At 39.0% G+C, this 18,318-nt stretch carries 21 protein-coding genes and 1 pseudogene; 6 read left to right on the plus strand and 16 right to left on the minus strand.

Annotated elements, in window-relative coordinates; translation table 11 throughout:
• Positions 1 to 144: 144 nt before the first annotated feature.
• Entirely contained in the window at positions 145 to 645 is a 501-nt protein-coding gene (locus tag AAHB12_RS15360) for a CBO0543 family protein (RefSeq protein ID WP_342045878.1), read from the minus strand.
• 341 nt (positions 646 to 986) lie between these two features.
• Between AAHB12_RS15360 and AAHB12_RS15365 the strand changes: the two genes are divergently transcribed.
• Positions 987 to 1,322 carry a L,D-transpeptidase gene (locus AAHB12_RS15365; RefSeq protein WP_129726203.1) on the plus strand — a complete coding sequence of 112 codons (336 nt, stop codon included), beginning with the start codon at positions 987 to 989 and terminating at the stop codon, positions 1,320 to 1,322.
• Positions 1,323 to 1,827: 505 nt separating this feature from the next.
• Here the strand turns inward: AAHB12_RS15365 and AAHB12_RS15375 are convergent.
• Positions 1,828 to 2,808: an LCP family protein gene (locus AAHB12_RS15375; protein ID WP_129726202.1), complete on the minus strand. Its 981-nt coding sequence runs from the start codon at positions 2,806 to 2,808 to the stop codon at positions 1,828 to 1,830.
• Between the two features lie 946 nt (positions 2,809 to 3,754).
• Between AAHB12_RS15375 and AAHB12_RS31810 the strand changes: the two genes are divergently transcribed.
• Complete coding sequence (locus AAHB12_RS31810; RefSeq protein WP_446715567.1) at positions 3,755 to 4,294, plus strand: CBO0543 family protein; 540 nt, start codon at positions 3,755 to 3,757, stop codon at positions 4,292 to 4,294.
• Between the two features lie 46 nt (positions 4,295 to 4,340).
• Here AAHB12_RS31810 and AAHB12_RS15380 read toward each other — a convergent pair whose 3' ends face one another.
• From AAHB12_RS15380 to AAHB12_RS15420, 9 genes are all read right to left on the minus strand, one after another.
• Positions 4,341 to 4,574, minus strand: a complete 234-nt coding sequence (locus AAHB12_RS15380) for a hypothetical protein (RefSeq protein ID WP_342045879.1) — start codon at positions 4,572 to 4,574, stop codon at positions 4,341 to 4,343.
• A gap of 205 nt (positions 4,575 to 4,779) precedes the next feature.
• A complete protein-coding gene (locus AAHB12_RS15385) occupies positions 4,780 to 5,391 on the minus strand; it encodes a replication-relaxation family protein (protein ID WP_342045880.1) in 612 nt (203 codons plus the stop codon).
• A complete protein-coding gene (locus tag AAHB12_RS15390; protein ID WP_342045881.1) occupies positions 5,336 to 6,517 on the minus strand; it encodes an FtsK/SpoIIIE domain-containing protein in 1,182 nt (393 codons plus the stop codon). Before AAHB12_RS15390 ends, AAHB12_RS15385 begins: the two co-directional genes overlap by 56 nt.
• A 119-nt stretch (positions 6,518 to 6,636) precedes the next feature.
• The gene (locus AAHB12_RS15395) at positions 6,637 to 6,819 is read right to left on the minus strand and encodes a hypothetical protein (protein WP_342045882.1); all 183 of its coding nucleotides are present in this window, start codon (positions 6,817 to 6,819) and stop codon (positions 6,637 to 6,639) included.
• Entirely contained in the window at positions 6,816 to 7,034 is a 219-nt protein-coding gene (locus AAHB12_RS15400; RefSeq protein WP_342045883.1) for a hypothetical protein, read from the minus strand. The genes AAHB12_RS15395 and AAHB12_RS15400 overlap by 4 nt, the downstream gene beginning before the upstream one ends.
• Entirely contained in the window at positions 7,034 to 7,318 is a 285-nt protein-coding gene (locus AAHB12_RS15405; protein ID WP_342045885.1) for a hypothetical protein, read from the minus strand. The genes AAHB12_RS15400 and AAHB12_RS15405 overlap by 1 nt, the downstream gene beginning before the upstream one ends.
• On the minus strand, positions 7,315 to 7,608 hold the full coding sequence (locus AAHB12_RS15410) for a hypothetical protein (protein WP_342045886.1): 294 nt from the start codon (positions 7,606 to 7,608) through the stop codon (positions 7,315 to 7,317). Before AAHB12_RS15410 ends, AAHB12_RS15405 begins: the two co-directional genes overlap by 4 nt.
• 13 nt (positions 7,609 to 7,621) lie before the next feature.
• A complete protein-coding gene (locus tag AAHB12_RS15415) occupies positions 7,622 to 7,876 on the minus strand; it encodes a hypothetical protein (protein WP_342045887.1) in 255 nt (84 codons plus the stop codon).
• Positions 7,869 to 8,687 (minus strand): ParM/StbA family protein, encoded by an 819-nt coding sequence (locus AAHB12_RS15420; RefSeq protein ID WP_342045888.1) that lies wholly within the window; start codon positions 8,685 to 8,687, stop codon positions 7,869 to 7,871. The genes AAHB12_RS15415 and AAHB12_RS15420 overlap by 8 nt, the downstream gene beginning before the upstream one ends.
• A 135-nt stretch (positions 8,688 to 8,822) precedes the next feature.
• Between AAHB12_RS15420 and AAHB12_RS15425 the strand changes: the two genes are divergently transcribed.
• Together AAHB12_RS15425 and AAHB12_RS31815 are read left to right on the plus strand one after the other, a co-directional pair.
• Positions 8,823 to 9,029, plus strand: coding sequence for a helix-turn-helix transcriptional regulator (locus AAHB12_RS15425; RefSeq protein ID WP_342045889.1), 207 nt, complete (start codon positions 8,823 to 8,825; stop codon positions 9,027 to 9,029).
• Between the two features lie 41 nt (positions 9,030 to 9,070).
• Positions 9,071 to 9,694, plus strand: coding sequence for a restriction endonuclease (locus AAHB12_RS31815; RefSeq protein ID WP_446715568.1), 624 nt, complete (start codon positions 9,071 to 9,073; stop codon positions 9,692 to 9,694).
• Positions 9,695 to 9,811: 117 nt separating this feature from the next.
• Here AAHB12_RS31815 and AAHB12_RS15435 read toward each other — a convergent pair whose 3' ends face one another.
• Entirely contained in the window at positions 9,812 to 10,321 is a 510-nt protein-coding gene (locus tag AAHB12_RS15435) for a TerB family tellurite resistance protein (protein ID WP_342045890.1), read from the minus strand.
• Positions 10,322 to 10,488: 167 nt separating this feature from the next.
• On the opposite strand from AAHB12_RS15435, the gene AAHB12_RS15440 reads away from it, so the two are divergent.
• On the plus strand, positions 10,489 to 10,965 hold the full coding sequence (locus tag AAHB12_RS15440; RefSeq protein ID WP_342045891.1) for a PH domain-containing protein: 477 nt from the start codon (positions 10,489 to 10,491) through the stop codon (positions 10,963 to 10,965).
• Positions 10,966 to 11,660: 695 nt separating this feature from the next.
• Here AAHB12_RS15440 and AAHB12_RS15445 read toward each other — a convergent pair.
• Positions 11,661 to 15,119, minus strand: a complete 3,459-nt coding sequence (locus tag AAHB12_RS15445) for a hypothetical protein (RefSeq protein ID WP_342045892.1) — start codon at positions 15,117 to 15,119, stop codon at positions 11,661 to 11,663.
• Positions 15,120 to 15,596: 477 nt separating this feature from the next.
• Here AAHB12_RS15445 and AAHB12_RS15450 point away from each other — a divergent pair, with 477 nt between their 5' ends.
• Positions 15,597 to 16,226, plus strand: coding sequence for a DUF4352 domain-containing protein (locus tag AAHB12_RS15450; protein ID WP_342045893.1), 630 nt, complete (start codon positions 15,597 to 15,599; stop codon positions 16,224 to 16,226).
• Positions 16,227 to 16,480: 254 nt separating this feature from the next.
• Here the strand turns inward: AAHB12_RS15450 and AAHB12_RS31820 are convergent.
• The 3 genes and pseudogenes from AAHB12_RS31820 to AAHB12_RS15465 all read right to left on the minus strand — a co-directional run.
• Positions 16,481 to 16,588: pseudogene (locus tag AAHB12_RS31820) on the minus strand (YjcZ family sporulation protein); the annotation flags it as partial.
• A gap of 261 nt (positions 16,589 to 16,849) precedes the next feature.
• Positions 16,850 to 17,833 carry a M15 family metallopeptidase gene (locus AAHB12_RS15460; RefSeq protein WP_342045895.1) on the minus strand — a complete coding sequence of 328 codons (984 nt, stop codon included), beginning with the start codon at positions 17,831 to 17,833 and terminating at the stop codon, positions 16,850 to 16,852.
• Complete coding sequence (locus AAHB12_RS15465) at positions 17,830 to 18,291, minus strand: phage holin family protein (RefSeq protein WP_342045896.1); 462 nt, start codon at positions 18,289 to 18,291, stop codon at positions 17,830 to 17,832. The genes AAHB12_RS15460 and AAHB12_RS15465 overlap by 4 nt, the downstream gene beginning before the upstream one ends.
• Positions 18,292 to 18,318: the final 27 nt, after the last annotated feature.

Raw genomic sequence — 18,318 nt, forward strand, 5'->3', positions numbered from 1 at the left:
CTTGATGAGCGACTTTTGTTACAAATAGCACAAAGACAAAGACCACTTGATTGTAACCCTCAATTGTTTTTTAACTGAACTTCCATTAGGCTAGTATGGATTTATCCCAGAATCTTATGTAGTAAGGGTTGTTATTTAGCAACTTTAAAATTTAAAAGGAACATGAAAGTAAGCTATTAGGAAGACAATAATAAATAAGGAGAGGATATAAGCTCGGAATGGATAACGCTGATGTAGTGCAATAACCGAGAACATAACAATGTCAAATAAAAAAGAATACCAAAATTTCCATCTATTATCATATGTAATCCTTCTAAAGACATGTAAAACCCACTCAACAGCAATGTAGATCCCAGACCAAAGCAGTATATATTTCAGTCGCTCAGGCCATCCTTTTGGAAAATGAGAAAGAAAAAGGAATATGCTAACTGGCATAGTAATTAGCGCATAAACAATGACGACCATACTATGCCCGTAGAGAAAATCCGGATGGAACTTCCATAAGGAATAGTCTTTTACCATGTATTCGTAAAGTAAACCACCTGTAGCAATAAAAAACATGCTGGCATGATATTCTCTCCAGTTATTCCAATTACCCCATTTAAAAGAAGCCAGGATTGTTAGAACGGCAATAGCAACGTGCATAGTTATTGTCCTTTCAAGCGCTTTTAAAAATAGTTTGCCCTGCTTATATTTTAATAATTACTATCTGAATGTAATCTCTTTCCTAAGGTCTTCAACTCTCTTGGCAATTAGTTCACCCCCTTTCCTTAAAACTCTGTAAACATTAGTGTTGATAATTTGAACAAAGGAAGAAAGGTCCAATTTGGTCCTTCTGCTGTATATCTTATAAAGCTAAATCCTTCATTGAACAAGTAGTACCTTCTTTTCATTGCGAATAATCTTCGTATTGTTCAATCAATTCCTATTAATTAACAAATTCCTGAGTTCCTTCATACGATATTCAAAAAATGGAGTTGATTTTCATGGTGAGATGGATTGACGTATCTGTATCACAACATCAATTAAAACTTTTTGATGGAAACAGGCTTATAAAAGCTTACCCAATTGCAGTTGGGAAAATATTGTCACCAACACCCTCTGGGACATACACGATTATCAATAAACAACATAATCCTGGTGGACCATTTGGAGTGCTTTGGATGGGGTTGTCAAAACCTCATTACGGTATACATGGAACAAATAACCCAGCTTCAATCGGTAAGAATGTCTCACATGGATGTATTAGGATGTTTAATCATGATGTTCTGGAATTATCCTCTAGAGTTCCCGTTGGTACTGGGGTTTTTATTCATACATGACTCTATTAATCTCTCCTCCTTTACTGCATATTTTTGTAAAATGCTTCCATTTCCTTTTTTTGCAACTGCTGGAGACTGATTATAGGCTTCCCACTGGCTTCTGCTACACGCTGCAAGGATTTCAGTCTGAGCAGTCATTCTCGTTCGTTTACGCTTAAACTGCGGCAAATCCTTTAGCTTCAATTCAATCCCAGCAATACTTTCACCATTCGCAAGTCCATATTTCAATTTTAGACTTCTGCTCTTCCTCTTTATTCCCGTATTCGTCTACATTCTCGACTTCGAGTAAGAGGAATGTTTGTTTTGTAAACTCCTCCTTGTGCTAAATGCTTTTCAAAATAAAAAGCCATCTTTTTAAAAAGACGGCACACTAATCCTGTTGAATGCTGTTATTGTGTTTAGAGAAAAACCACTTATAGTACCTATATGATTACAAAGCTTTATAGTACTTTTATTTTAGCATTGTATAAATTGATGATAAGATAATCTACAACCTCATTTTCACCTATTGCTTAAAATGTTGGTCAATAATTTCTTCCAGTTGAGCTTTATCCATAACGAGCTGGTCGTTATTATTCTTTAAGATATCATCGTACATGGTCTTCCACTCGCCACCAACTTGATAGTAGTGGAGTTGCGTATCCGGATTAAAGTCTTTTATAGCTACGCCTAAACTTATCATATCGGATGTATTCATATTGGATGCAATCAAGAAATTCGGCACTTGTTTTATAACCCCAGGCAACTTTGTCACATTAGAAGGCTTTAATGCTGTTTTTGCAATCCCTATCAAGGCTTCTTCTTGTAATTTTTGACGATCATATTCTCCATTCTTTAGAGAATAACGCTCATGCACAAGTTCTGTTACCATCTTGCCATCAACTGAATGAACACCAGCGTTTACCACTTTATTTTTATTTTCTGGGTACCAAGGATGGGTCAATTTCACATCGAATGGTACGTTCATATCGATACCACCTATAGCATCCACCATCCCCTGCAGTCCTTGGTAATTTGTTTCTACATAATAATTAATTGGAACACCTGTCAATTCACTAACAGCATTTACAGCTGCATCTACACCTTTTTGGGCACCCTCTGTTGCCTGCTTAATATATTGTACACTTGTAAGCTTTGTATAACCATAACCATCCAAATGCACTCTGGTATCTCGTGGTATGCTTATCGCCTGATATTGATTTCTATTTAAATCCACATGAAAAAGCATCATAGAATCAGAGTGTCCAACGTTCTGTCCTTTTCTTTCATCTGACCCAATTAGTAAAACATTAAATACACCGTATTGAGATTGTGTATTATTAGGGGTCTTGCTTACTACAGGAACTTCTTTGAAATGATTTTGGGGCTGTAGTTGTTTATATACAAACCCTGTAATCGCCAAAAGTATAATAGCCAATACACCTACACTATAACCAATAATTTTACGTTTGTTTCTTTTTCTTCTTTTTTTCCTTATTTCACCCATAAGCTCTAATATCCCCTCAATTTAATTAATCTTTTAAAATATAAAATCATTCTACTATTAAGTGAAGTGATTTCCAAATCTATTTTAAAAAAGTAAAAACTTACCGGTGGATAAAATAGTAATTGAATTGCAAGCAACGTTTCTTTGCTTCATTCAGCTACCTCATATGCTTCTCGATACCAACCATAGGAAGTAGCTCAAAAAAGCGGAAGAGGCGGATACCCCTCCACTCAAGCCAAAAGCATTTTATGAAGAACTGGTATTGTCGAATCATATTCTCCACAATGAACAAACAGCAGTTTCCGCTACCGCTTGTCTACATATCGAACACACAATAACCAAAGTATACATATATAGGTGGCAATCGTACGACAAAAAAGCGAACTGCCGCAGCAATCCGCTTTCGAATAATTTATTTACTAATAGCTAGTAACACTTAAGCACTAACTATCGCATCAAGGATAATTTCGACTCGCTTGTCCTTTACTTCGTAATTATTGCGGGTTTTCAAGTGAAGCAGAATCATTACCTATGGTATCAATTGGACTATACTTCGTAGAACAGTTAGCAAAGGCGGCATTAAGCTGTCCTTCGAAAATGTGAATTTTTCAATAGTATTAGATGCTAGACTATAAATAAACATTAATCATCACAACCCATTTAGTTAGCAATTTTGTTAGCGAGTTAGCAATTTGTTAGCAAACTAGATAGGAGCCTTGTCACGACTAGACTTTCGGGATACTATAGATATATAAGAAACCACGTTGTCCCCATTCGCACATGACCGACAACGTTAAGAAGAGCGCATCATAGCTGGCGCTCTTTTTGCTTTTCTTAATTCATTTTCAAGGTGTTCCAATATCGGAACAGAACACTTAGAATTATAAAACCTGATGTTAATTGTAAATACTAAGTTCAGAACAGATACAATTACGGAGGGTATTCAATGTTACACACAATCATTTCGTATCTAAGATTGATACTTCCCTTCTTATTTCTAATTGGAGCTTGGCGGTTTGGAGATTGGAAAAATTGGAGAAAATATTATCCAACCATCGTTTTTTACATAAGTGTCGACTTTAGCATTTCCGTCCTCACATATGAATACCCATTATGGCTTTTTCATAAATCCCTACTTATTCCAAATCATACAATAACAGATTTTTTTATGACATTTACAGCATTCCCCTCCGTGATTCTGCTATATCTTTCAAGATACCCTTACACGTCACGATGGTCTTGGCAGGTATCTTATGTTACCCTCTGGGTTATTTTTTTTACTACAGTTGAAAGTGTATTCAAGTTTGCGAAGCTAATTTCCTACCATAATTCTTGGAATTTTTGGTGGTCTGTTACTGTTTGGGCCTTTATGTTTGTTGTGCTCCGTCTTCATCATACTAAACCTTTGTGTGCTTGGTTAATCTATTTTATTTGTATCGTTTTTTTGATTACTTACTTTGACTTTCCAATTAGCAAATTGAAATAATAAAAGAGATAGGAAAAGAGCGCATCATAGCTGGCGCTCTTTTTGTTTATTCTTGATTACTTATTACGGATTCCCTTTTCACAACATTTCGGTAATAAGCATCATTAGGTTCAGCCCATACCCAGGAGCCTTTTGTATACTTCTCTTCTTCGCAGCATCCTGGGCAATTATCTTCCTTTCTTTCATCTAGGTACCAAGCTCCATTAGGATAACAACTTGGAACAAGACCTCCATACATATTGAGCGGCCATAGTTCATCACATGCTTTGCATCTATACATCACAATCACTCCTAAAGTGCATAATCAACCGCAAGAAGGACAAAATCTTGGTCCGTTAGGCAAATCATCATGTATAAGCCACATTGAACCACCACATCTGGAACAAATATCATCATCGTAATAATTGATAACATTGTCGCGGTTATATTCTTCTTGTGTCATATCATAATCATGTCTCATTGCTTATCCCTCATTTCGTTTATCTTTATATTTCTGGAATCAACGTGACAATCGTATATACTTTGTATTTATCGGCAAGTTGCTCAAGCCTCTGTTTGCGGTACTGGGTGATTGTGAAGAAATGAAGGATGGGGATTTTGTTATATTTTTGCTTGTAGAGTTCGCTATATTCGGCATATCGCTTGAATTTCTCTTCGTTCTTTATCATTTTTTGCGTGCGATCTATCTCTACACATTGAAGAGCTCCGTCCTTTTTGAACGTGGCATCCGGGATGATCCGCATGCTCTTTCCGTTTTTTGTATAGCGCAGCTCTGGTTCTATAGTCCAATCATCAGGGCAATGGCAATGCAACCACGCTTCATTTCGTAGCATACAGTGTGCTAGCTTACTGACAGGAGTTGCCCTCTGTTTATCTCCAAACAATGCCCGACCGTCTTTATTGAGATAATAAACGTATTCTTTCTTATAGTAGGTTACATTCGTATAGTGCCGCATCTCTTTTAGAATACGGTGTGCATTGCGCATACCGCCCATATCATGAACGCACATCAGATGCCTTTGTGTAGCAAACTGAAGCATTCTAATCGTCGATAGAATCTCCTGTTGGCGCTTCTGCTTCTGGACGCTTAAGTTCATCTTTCATCACCTCATATTTCATGCAGATTTTCTCCATTTTCTCATTGGTGATATAAGGAACTTGTAACTCTGTAAGTTGATTTGTTTTATATAGCGCACGACCTGGTATAGACGGAAGGTTTTCGAGCCCTCCTTCATCCAGTACCACTTCAGACGCTTTATAGGTAGTTAAGCGGAAACCGATCTTTGCATCTGCCATTTGCTTCACAACAGATGGAACAGCGGTTACGGTTGGATATTGTGTGGCGAAAATCAAACGGAAACCTAACCCGCCAGCTGTTGTCGCAATGTAGCTCATCCAGTACTGGCATTCCTCTCGAATGCTGTTCACTTCCCGTTTTAAACCCTTAGCCGGGGCCAACACAGCACCTTCATCGATAATGATGAAGAAACGGTCTTTCTCTTTTGTCTCTGTAATGTTTTCGTACCCGTTTTCTTTCATAAAAGCACCCTGTTTTTCAATACGATCTTTCAATTCCCGAAATACCTTCAGTGCTTTTGCCGGTGTATCAGCAAAGGCTTTGACTTGTTTCATGTTTCGGTAGCGATTGAACGCTAAGCCTTTTTCCTTCAAATCGATAATATAAAAATGTGCATGATCGGGATTCGCTTCAATTAGGGTAGCAAATAGGTTTTTCATGAACACGGTCTTACCCATTCTTGTTAAGCCGCCCACTAACATATGAGGCGTTTTATCAAAGTCATGGTACACTAATTTTTCTAAACTTTGCCCCATTGGAATTTTCCATTTTCCCGACTGCGCCAAGTTAGGCGACCAATGCCACTTTTTTGGAATCTCCCTGCTGAATACACGAATGTACAATTTATAGTTGTTGTAGGTAATTCGCACAGGTTTCCCTAATCCCTCCGCCACAACTTCTTCCACCTTTCCAATCACTTTGCTCGGCATACCCAACGGCAATTTATAAATATATGTGATACTCCGATCATCTTCTTTCTTCTCTTGGAAAACAGGATATTGCAGTTTGTCATTTCGTTTAATCGCAATGCCGGCCACCTCAAAAAACACTTTGATTTTCTCTTTATCATCCATTTGTTTTTTTAACTTATCACCGTAGGCAGCATACAAAAGTGCAGCTGCTGGAATCAGCATCAATTCAAGCATTTTTCTCCCTCCCCATATACCCTTATATAAGGGTATATATCCCTCGTTTTTGGAAGAGAAGCGGACACGATATTTCCCTTGCGTCTGTAAATGTCCGCTACTTCCAGATGTGTATTCCATCATAGAAAAGCGAAAAGAACATAACGTAGAAGGAAAATAAACGAGCCTGTAAGCGTGGTGTACATGGTCATACGTGGAAGCCAATGTGGAATAGTGAACCCCTTCTGTTCAGCTATCTTCATGCTAATTACGGAAATCCCAGTTACTGTCCAAACAACGATGCTTTCACCTACGATTGTCATAGTTCCTCTCCCTCTCCTTGAAAGTAGTTATGAATCTGATTGGCGACGTTTAGATATCCAAAAGATTCAGCTACATCGTACTGGAACAAGTGATACATGATAGCATCCAACTCGTCAGGATCTTGCGCTTCATCATATAAAGATTGAAGCCGTTCAGCAGGATACAAGCAGCTTACTTCGTTCAGATGCTCATATTGCTTTCTGACATACAGCATCAAACTCGCTCCTTTCGGTTTCGAAAGTATTGATCAATGCGCCGTTGGATGCCCTGTTCGTTATATGGACCGTATACTTCATCTTCATCAACGAACAGTTCGCTAATATCTAAGTAATCGGGATGATCTGCAGAATTGAAGGCTCTGTGCCGTAACAGGTGCTGGTGAACTGCATCCAGTTCCTCATCTTCCTCAGTATCGGACCACAAATCAAACAAATGCTGAGACGAATATAAATGATTGCTGCTCTCTGCTTCTGCGTATTCCTTCCGCTTCCACATCATAGCGATTTCCTTCTTTTCTTGAGCTCTAAGCCTTTCTTCGTCATAACGGGTTCATAATCATTAAAAATATCTCCCCATTCTAATGGCTCTTTCTCGCCGATTTCTTCCTCGATGTCGGCTGCCAGACGATAAAACCCCGGATATTCAGAATCAATCGCTTCATGACGATCCATGTGGTTATAGACAGCTTCTTTCTCCTTCTTGCTACGAGCACTGCTGTACATATCTCTAAGTGCTCCAGACGAATATAAATACGGTGTTGTATTGAGGTGTGCGTATTCCCATCTCATGGTGTTCCCTCCCTCAGAAGAATGAACGGAAAGATGTATTTACAGGTGGCTTCTCGTTTGTTTTTGGTTGTTCTGAATGTACTTCTGGTTCTTGAATAGGTATTTGGGCAGCAATAGATGTGATAAGTGGGGAAATAGGTTGTTGCATCATATCAGCTGCTATGAGGCGTTTGACGTACTTGGAGAATACTTGTTTCTTCGCATGTTCATATAGCTGTTTTTCATATGGATCATCGAGCGAAAAGGATACAGGGCATACTTCACGCATCACCGTACACCAACTTTGACAACTCATAAAAACCAATTGCGTTTGCGAACATCGGATGCACCATCTTACCTGTATGAATCGGTCTGAGAAGCTGAGCTTTTGGATATACCTGAACGATAGAAGGATATATTTGCGCTGCAGCACCGCCTGCGATGCGAATATCGTCAGCATATGCACACATGCGCGTCATAGCTGATAAGATGCCAGAAGTAACTGCCGCTATATCTCCACCATGAGACAGTGTACCAAACGGGAGTGTATCGCTTTCTTTATCGATGAAATATCCGTCCTCGATTGTCGCGATGTTGACTGTTCCAGAACCAATTTCAATGATTCGAATCTTCCCTCCTTGCGGTTGGCACCAAAACACCCCTGCTCCTTCTGCTGCGACTTCTACTGATTGAATACGAAGTGTTTTTTGTACGCCATTTAGCAGTAGGTCATGTTCACCTATTAGCAACTCCTTAATTCGCTTCTTTTCATCTGGCGTGTGACGTTTGATAGGCTGGCCGACGATGAGTTCAAATGTTTGCTCCTGTGTAAAGCGATGAAGCGCAATTAATACACGCAACTTCATATCCTCATGTGCCTTAGACAAACCCATACTGCGACGCGGATAATAACTTTCCTTCTCTGCCAACATTCCTGCAAAAAATGGTTTCCCTTCATATGTGCCAGACATCGGATCATGATAATCGTTTTCTAGGCGAAGGTCTCTTCCGTCACCGAGACACGAATCAAAGAAAAATACCCCCTCGTCCGTAGCGATTTTCGTATTCTTGTTACCTGGGTCTACCCCTGCTCTCCTCATAAAAAAATCCTCCTTCGTATTACCGCCGTATTACGGTTGAAATACCGTGTTACAGTTGTAATACATGATTATGAAGGAAGAAAATGTCCATATGCCGAAAAAATAAAAAGGACATACATAAAATGGAGGAAGAACATGAAGTGCAAGCTAAAAGAGATTATGGATAAGCGAATGATAAAACAAAAAGCACTGGCCGAACGTATTGGAGTAGCTCCCCAAACACTAAGCGCGATTGTTAGAGGGAAACAGGAACCAACTTTACGTGTAGCGATGCGAATTGCAAAAGTGCTGGAGTTACCTATTGAAGAGATATGGCAAGAGGAAGAAGAAAAACAGGAGTAATCCAAACGCACGCGGACATAATAACCTTGAGGTGATATGTCATGCGTAGTATACGCTCATTTTTCGTCATAGCAGGGCTTTTAGCATGTATCGGGGCTATCGCGTACCAAATCCTTTCCACTGCTTTACGGGCAATTTCAACGGCTTTTCTATCTTGGAACGTCTTACAACAAGTCATTTTTTGTGCGGCAATCATCGGTACCATTTGGTTGGTCCGAACAATATTTAAACAAATCAATGCCGCAAATCAACGTGCTGAGGATAACCAACGAGCTGCACGTATCCAACGAGTGAAAACAAAAGAATATCTCTCTACTGTAGATCCGCGGCAATTTGAATTTATTGTGGCGGATGTATTCAAATCGTTGGGATATGATACAGAGGTTACAAAAGGAAGTAATGATGGTGGTAAAGACATCATTTTAAGAAAAGGCAAGGAAACGAAGCTTGTTGAGGTCAAACGCTATAATAAAACCTCTATCGGCAGACCATACATCCAAAAGCTTCACAGTGCTATTGTGGATGCAAATGCCATAGGTGGCTATTTTGTCACGTTAAGCCATTTCAACAGCAATGCTCGGCAATATGCACACGGGAAAAACATTGAATTAATCGATGGTAGTGACTTGCTTGGATTGATGGAGAAAGTGACAAAAACGTCCTGATAAAAGGGCGTTTTTTGCTGCAAAATAAAAGCCCGTAGGTTTATGATCCTACAGGCTTAATTCACCAGGTAGTTATGTATTAATGATTAACTATTCTTTGTTATCCTTGATAGAGATTTATACGCCTTGTAATTCTACTTTTTCAAGACGGTTCTTTTCATGATTTTGATTTGTAAAAATAGAACGGTCATTTTTGATTGCTAACACTTCAAAAAATGGAGCAAACCTCTCTTCTGTAATGCCGAATGCTGACATAAACTTTTCGAATAATTGCTGTTCTTCTCGCTCTGCTTCTCCATCCGCTAAAGAAGAATCGATTAAGTTTGTTAAGATAGCTAACTTTTGCGCATCTGTTAAAATTGGTGCAGCTTCACGCAGGAATGTATCAACAGAGTTTCGAGCAACGTATTTTTGTACACTTTCAAGCAAGTCATCATTATTACCACCTACATAGATCTTGCCATCTTTTTTCTTACCACCAATAACTGCAAGAAGTTGACCAACTTCCTCCATGTCATACTCACCATCTGCACCCATCATGTAAAACAAAGAAGATGCAAATGCAAAATGCGGCGTCATAGTCTTGCTATCACCTTTATCACCCTTGAAACGATCGAATAAACCCATTGCTATCTACCTCCTATTAGTAAAATAACAAAATACAAGCCTATCATATCATAAAAAGTAAAACTTTGGATGTATATGCATGTGTTTATCGGATTATTATTTTTATGTAAATTTATTCCTATCATTCTGATATACTTGTATAAATGCATAAAAGGGGGGAAATACATATGAATACAAAATTCACAAAATTAAGTAGTCAATTTGGAGTTATCGAGTATCCAGTTACACTTGCAGATATGGAAGAAATCATGCAGGAGTTCCCGAAAAGCGAGCGTAAATTTTATGAGTTCGCTCTTACTGCATTGAAAAAGGTTATGAAAAAAGATGAAAAAATTTACGCCTTCAATATGGCCGATCCAAAGTTAACTAAAACCGGATTTATTGTAGTAGCTGAACACAACCTTATCTTTGTAACTCTAAAAGGTGGTTTATTCGGCGGAGCTGATACAGAAATCGTTAAATACAAAGATATAAAGAGTGTTGATTTCGATATCATTCAAGGCCTGCTTGGCATTTCTCTAATGAATACAGGAATTATATATTTAGAAATGAAAGGTATGTTAGGTAGCAAGAAACGGACTATTCGCAACATTCCTGAGGAGAATCTTGATTTTATTGTGCAAAGACTTCGAGACAGAGTGTAATAAAAAGAAAGTCGCTCAACGAGCGGCTTTTTTGTGAGTAGTACAAAAAGGAACACGAACGAATACGCTATTACATAAAAATTTTCAGGAGTGACTAACTGTATTATGAATCCTTTTTCTCCAAGAGTTGTTGTGACCCCTATCCCCCTTTGGCAATTTGGTGCGCAGCATGGAGGGGGACCTGCAACTCCAACTCCTCAGCCGATACAGCATTATCCTACAGCCACAACGTATTACCACTATCATTTCCCGTCAATATATTTTCAAAATTTCTATGGTACATTTTATATCTAATAAAAATTGTATAAACTACAAAGCCGCCCCAGAAAGGAGCAGCTTCGTTCATTTATTTCACCGAATCTGCTGTCTTGAATCAATTCTAAAAAAGCCCGTAGGACACGGAATCCCACGGACTTTCTCGTATGTATACAGCATCCCCACAGACGCTGGCGTGCTCTTAGCGATGCTTGCGAGCGTTACGCTACAGCTTATGCGGGTAAGAGCGAAAAAATGCAAGTACTTAGAAATATTCTTGATTTATACCCCTTACAATTCCACCTTTTCATGATTTTCATTTGTAAAAACGGTTAAATTATATGGGAGCTTTTTATTTTCGTGCACCTTGTCGAGTGCACAAAAAAAGCGATGGAAATATTCCGTCGCTTTTCATATAAGATACTCTACTTTGTTTCAAACTATGGACTAACCACTGTAAAGTTAGCTGGTGTTGCTGTGACTGCACCGGAAAAACGAACCTTGTAAGTCCCAGGATTTATATTTGGTACCTTTAATGATGTCGTAAAACTGTTATTACTTATATTTACCGCAGCTTTCGATTCTAAGCTATCCAATTTACCATTTCCATTGCTGTCGAAATACACAGTTCCCTGTGTCTGTCCTAGAAAATCTTTTCCGGCAACCGTCACACTTGTTCCTTGTACCCCGCTCGCAACTGATAAATTAAGATTTGGAACGACTAGAGTAAATGTTTCGGGATCTGCTGTGACGGAACCTGAAAATCTAATTTGGTAATTCCCTGCTGGCAGGCTCGGGACAACTAGAGTTGTCGTGAAACTTCCATTCGTAATTGCCACGGATGACTGTCGATCTCCACTATCTAATTGACCATTTCCGTTGCTATCAAAATACACAACCCCTTGGGTTTGTCCTACAAAGTTCTTACCATCAACCTTTATACTTGTTCCCCTTAACCCCTTAGAAGAGGATATACTAAGATCCGGTTTAGCAACAACTGTAAAGTTGGCTGGTGTTGCTGTGACTGCACCGGAAAAACGAACCTTGTAAGTCCCAGGATTTATATTTGGTACTTTTAGTGATGTTGTAAAGCTGTTGTTACTTATACTTACCGCAGCTTGGGGTTCTGAGCTATCTAACTGACCATTTCCATTACTGTCGAAATACACAGTTCCCTGTGTCTGTCCTAGAAAATCTTTTCCGGCAACCGTCACACTTGTTCCTTGTACCCCGCTCGCAACTGATAAATTAAGATTTGGAACGACTAGAGTAAATGTTTCGGGATCTGCTGTGACGGAACCTGAAAATCTAATTTGGTAATTCCCTGCTGGCAGGCTCGGGACAACTAGAGTTGTCGTGAAACTTCCATTCGTAATTGCCACGGATGACTGTCGATCTCCACTATCTAATTGACCATTTCCGTTGCTATCAAAATACACAACCCCTTGGGTTTGTCCTACAAAGTTCTTACCATCAACCTTTATACTTGTTCCCCTTAACCCCTTAGAAGAGGATATACTAAGATCCGGTTTAGCAACAACTGTAAAGTTGGCTGGTGTTGCTGTGACTGCACCGGAAAAACGAACCTTGTAAGTCCCAGGATTTATATTTGGTACTTTTAGTGATGTTGTAAAGCTGTTGTTACTTATACTTACCGCAGCTTGGGGTTCTGAGCTATCTAACTGACCATTTCCATTACTGTCGAAATACACAGTTCCCTGTGTCTGTCCTAGAAAATCTTTTCCGGCAACCGTCACACTTGTTCCTTGTACCCCGCTCGCAACTGATAAATTAAGATTTGGAACGACTAGAGTAAATGTTTCGGGATCTGCTGTCACAGAACCTGAAAATCTAATTTGGTAATTTCCTGCTGGCAGGCTCGGGACAACTAGGGTTGTCGTGAAACTTCCATTCGTAATTGCCACAGATGACTGTCGGTCTCCACTATCTAATTGACCATTTCCATTACTATCAAAATATACAACCCCTTGGGTTTGTCCTGCAAAATTTTTACCATCAACCTTTATACTTGCCCCCCGTAACCCCGTAGAAGAAGATATACTAAGATCCGGTTTAATAACATCAAATTTTCTAGGAACAACTGCAACCTTTCCTGTTGATGATTGATATCTCACATAATATCTTCCTATTTCTACATCCGGTACCACTAGGTTTGTGGAAAAGTTCCCTGTACTACCTGCTGTCACACTCTTAGTTGGTTCTCCATCATCTAATTGGCCATTATTATTACTATCAAAATAAACTATTCCAGTATCTTCACCAAAGTCATACCCATTAATACTTACAGTAGTATTAACCAATCCAATACTATGTGTTAGTACTATCGTAGGTGCTTTTACTTCAAATCCTACTGGAGTCACTGTTACAGTGTTTGAAGAACTTTTATATCTAATATAATACTTACCTGGTGTTACATCTGGAACAGTTAAACTTATTGAATATATGCCTCCACTATTTGCGAAAACCGCTGAACTTGGCTCTCCATCATCTAACAGTTCATTATTATTACTATCAAAATAGACGTCCCCTGAACTATAGGGTATGAAATAATTCCCATTGATAGTAACTACTTGATTAACACCTCCGCCTCCATAATTTGGAGAAATACTTAGTAAAGGTGCTTGCACCGTGAATTGGACATCGTTCACGCTTACGACTTCCGCATTTGATGTATAACGAATATAGTAACTTCCTGGATTAACATCCGGTACTTTCAAAGAAGTAGAAAAGACGCCCTGTCCATCCGGTGAAACTTGTACATTTGTCTCCCCATCATCTAATAATCCATTGTTATTACTGTCAAAATAGATTATTCCAGAACTGTACGAACTAAGATTTGTTCCATTAATCTGGACACCCTTCCCCACACCACCTTGACTCGGATTTATGTTAATTGAGGGAGTAATAACTTGGTACTTCACAGGAGTAACGTCAATTTCCCCCAAGGAAGATACATATCGAATAGTATATGCCCCTGGTACGACACTTGGGACTTTCAGGCTAGTTGAGACATCTCCTACATTATTCACCTGTACACCTTTACTAGGTTCGTTACTATCTAACTGACCATTATTGTTACTATCAAAGTAGATTGTTCCCTGATCATTCCCAGGCAGAGTACTACTCGCAATACCTATATCTCTATTTATTCCACCTTTACCGCTTGAAGAAGACAGAGAAGGTGTCACAACTTGATACTGGGCTGGGGTAACATCAATTGCCCCTGAAGAAGATACATATCGAATAGTATATATCCCAGGTTTAATATTTGGGATTTTCAGTATAGTTGAAATACTCCCTAAATTATCTACTTGTACACCTTTGCTAGGTTCGTTACTATCTAACTGACCGTTATTGTTACTATCAAAGTAGATTGTTCCCTGATCACCCCCAGGCAGAGCAGTACTTGAAATAGTTATATCTCTATTTATTCCACCTTTATTACTTGAGGAATGTAGGGAAGGTGTTACCACTTTATACTGGGCTGGACTAGCATCAATTGTTCCCGAAGAAGACACGTACCGAATATTATATATCCCAGGTTTAACCCTAGGTACTATCAGATTAGCGTATACATAACACTCACCATAACTTGGTCCCTCACAATATGCTGGTGATACCACTTGTCTTGGCTCATCTATATCCATCTGACTATTTCCATTACTATCAAAAAACACTGTCCCTTTATCAACTGGAGTTTTCCAATTCCCCCTAACACTTATACTTCTATTTATCCCTCCACCATATGGAGAAACAGATAAACTGTACTGTCCATCAGCAAAAGCTACTATTATATCATCGGTATATAAAGCTGATAAAATAGTTGAAATACAAATTATGTATACTGCAAATCTCTTTAAAGCAAACTTCCCTAACAATAAAATCTCCCCCTTTATATTTGATAGTACTTGCAAAATATTGTATCTTCAACATACGTCATCTTGTTTCCGATAAAAAACAAGATTTCCAATTTCAATTATACTGCTTTATATTACAATAAAACATAAAAAATATTATTCCCCATCCCTATTCAACTTAAGATCCTCGAATAATAAGAGAAAGTTTTATCAACTTTGTAGCGATGATGAAATGTATTTAAACAGTCTAAAAAAAGCCGCTCGTCTTGAAGCGGCTTTTTCCGTATGTATATAATTGAGCGTACTATCTCCAAGTAAGCTGCCGCGTGCTCTTAGCGATGCTTGCGAGCGTTACGCTACAGCTTATGCGGGGAGTGGCGAAAAAATGCAAGTACATTGTAAAAAATGGAAAATACATAAAATTCATACAAGTTTCCCCTATAAACCTGTTATACTTAATATTGCAAAAATACATAACTTTTAAGGAGGATTTTTTTTATGGCAAAGCTAGTAAACTGTAAAGCATGTGACAAGGAAATTGCAAAAGGGGTAAAGAAGTGCGTGCATTGTGGTAAAGATCAGCGTAATTTCTTTGGCCGACATAAATTTCTAAGCGGTATTGGGGCATTAGTCATTATAGGTATTATCATTGGAGCGGCAAGCGGAGGAAAAGAAGCTACTACTACATCCGGAACTGCAGTAACAGAGCAAGCAGCAAAAGTGTTCAAACTAAATGAGACATTCAAGGCTGATAATGTAGAATATAATGTTGCGAAGGTAGAAGAGAAAAGTGAGGTAGGGAACGACGTTATTAATAAGAAAGCGTCTAACGGCGGCACTTTCGTAGCGATAGAGTATACAGTTAAAAATGTGGGAACTAAACCGGTAAACCCATTCTCCATTAATCAAGCTCGTCTTGTAGATGAAAAAGGAACAGAATATAAACCTGATATCGATGCAACAAGCACTCATCAAACAGCAACAGGATTAGATAATTCTAAGTTCGCAAGCGACTTGAATCCAAATATCCAAGTCACAGACCAAGAGGTATTTGAAGTTTCCAAGGACGCTTATGCGGCTGGAAAATGGTATGTGCAGATTGGTGAAACAAAGGTAGAAATTAAATAATTACGAACCCTGCTCATCTGAGCGGGGTTTTTATTCATGAATAATATCAGTACAGTTCCTTACCATACGTTACATTAACGTATACAAAAAGAAACACGGACGAATACACTATTACATAAACTGTTTTTAGAAGTGGATTTTTGGTTTACATAAATACCGAACAGAATTAAAAACAGATAAAATGATGCACTCCTACATAGAAAAACTCCTGTATGAACGTACAGGAGCTTTCGACATCTAATAGTTTTTCTAGTTTAACAACCGCCGCCGTAACCTCTATGACCACTAAAGCAAGCAGCACCCACTATAATTAATAGGATAAATAATACGACGATTAGTGCAAATCCTCCAGCATAACCGCCACCGCCGTAACCACCGCCGCAGCCTCCATAACCATAACCACCATAACCGCCGTAACCATAACCTGAACCATACATGTGTTTATATGTCCCCTTTTCCTTTTTATTAGGAGAGAACAACTATTTGTAACGGATATAAGATATTGTATGTTTTAGGGGATTCTTGGAGCCAGTCTGTATTGTAAATAAATTAATTTGTAGAATGATCTTTTGATTAATGATAAATGAAAAGGTCCCCTCTGCGTAGGCGAGGATTTCGTTCGTTTATTTCACTGTAAATTCGTGCTTTCCAAGAACAAAGAACCCGCGACATTCCCAAAAAACAGGTTGAGATAAATCAAATGGTCCGATTTTGAGCTTAAGAGAACCATCTTCTCCACGCGTCACGTCGAAACCGAATCCTTTCTTGAATAAGTAGTCGTGTACTTCAAGCAATGCTGTTCCTGAAAAACCACCTGTATAAATAAACGCATGCGGCGATTCTTCTATTTTCGGCTTCCAGTCTTCAGCTTTTTCACGCGAAATCAGCTCATACTTATGACCATTTCCACGCAGGAATTGCTCACAATTCTTAAAGTTAGGCTGCGACGTATCAAACGGACCGATTAGAAACACAATGCTGCCGTCAGCTCCTCGCTTCACGTTGAAGCCGTGGCCGGTCTTGAACAAATACTCATGTACCTGTCCTAATGCTGCGCCGGCATAACCTCCTGTTTGGATGTGGTAAATGCCTGTTGGGAAGGTAGGAGATGCTGTCACTGTTGCAGTTGGTGTATACGGCTTAATTTTCTCGCCATCCACTACGTTATATAATTCAAAATGCGGATTATCCTGGAATGATTTCCAATCCCCTCCCCACTTGAATCCTTTTGCTTTCATAGCAGCGACAACTTTTCTAAAATTAGGAGTGACATCAAAATCAGCCGATTTTCCATCAGAGCTGTAAATAAACAAATCTACAGCCACGCCAAAATTATGATTGGATTGGCCACCTTTTGCATTCGTGACCACGTGCTTACAAGCTTTACCTGACGCTTTACAAGAATCACATTTAGCAGTACGCCCAATAGCATACACAGCATTTTGCTCTGCAATGGATCGGTATGCTTGTGCCACACAGACGTAAATACCCTGTGCATACATCTCCTCAATGACTTGACGCGTTTTGTCAGCAGTCTCAGGGTTCATTCCAGTAACATTTAGCTTCTTGTTCGCTTTTTCAAGTAACCAGTTTAAAGCAATTGTCATTGTACATCCTCTCCCTTGCTCTCTTTTTTCTTGTTTCGCCCTTTCAAAACTTCCACTGCATTCATAACCGGATCAGGAAGTTTCACGCCCATGCGTCCAGCGTTCTCTACAACAGACAATAGTTCATTACTCAAATAAAAAATGATGGTCGCATCTCGTACGGATGCAGAAAAGCCAAGCAAATGTAGGTCAATTCCCTGTTCAGCGATTGCTATATCCAACTGTGCGGCCAAGATAACAATAAGAAACATCATGACCTTTTTCGCAATACCACGGAATCCGACTTTTGACTTCAATTCCCCGTTTGCGCCGGCCGCCATGATACCAGAGGTGTAATCTACAATCGATGTAATCAATAAAAACTGAAGCAAATGACTCCACCCCCCAAATAAGAATCCAAAGAACGCTCCAAACCCTGCTGTAGACATTTTCCAAACTGTGCTGATATGTTCTTTCATGTTTCCTCTCCTTTCATGCGCAAAATA

Source organism: Bacillus sp. OTU530 (genome assembly GCF_038440375.1).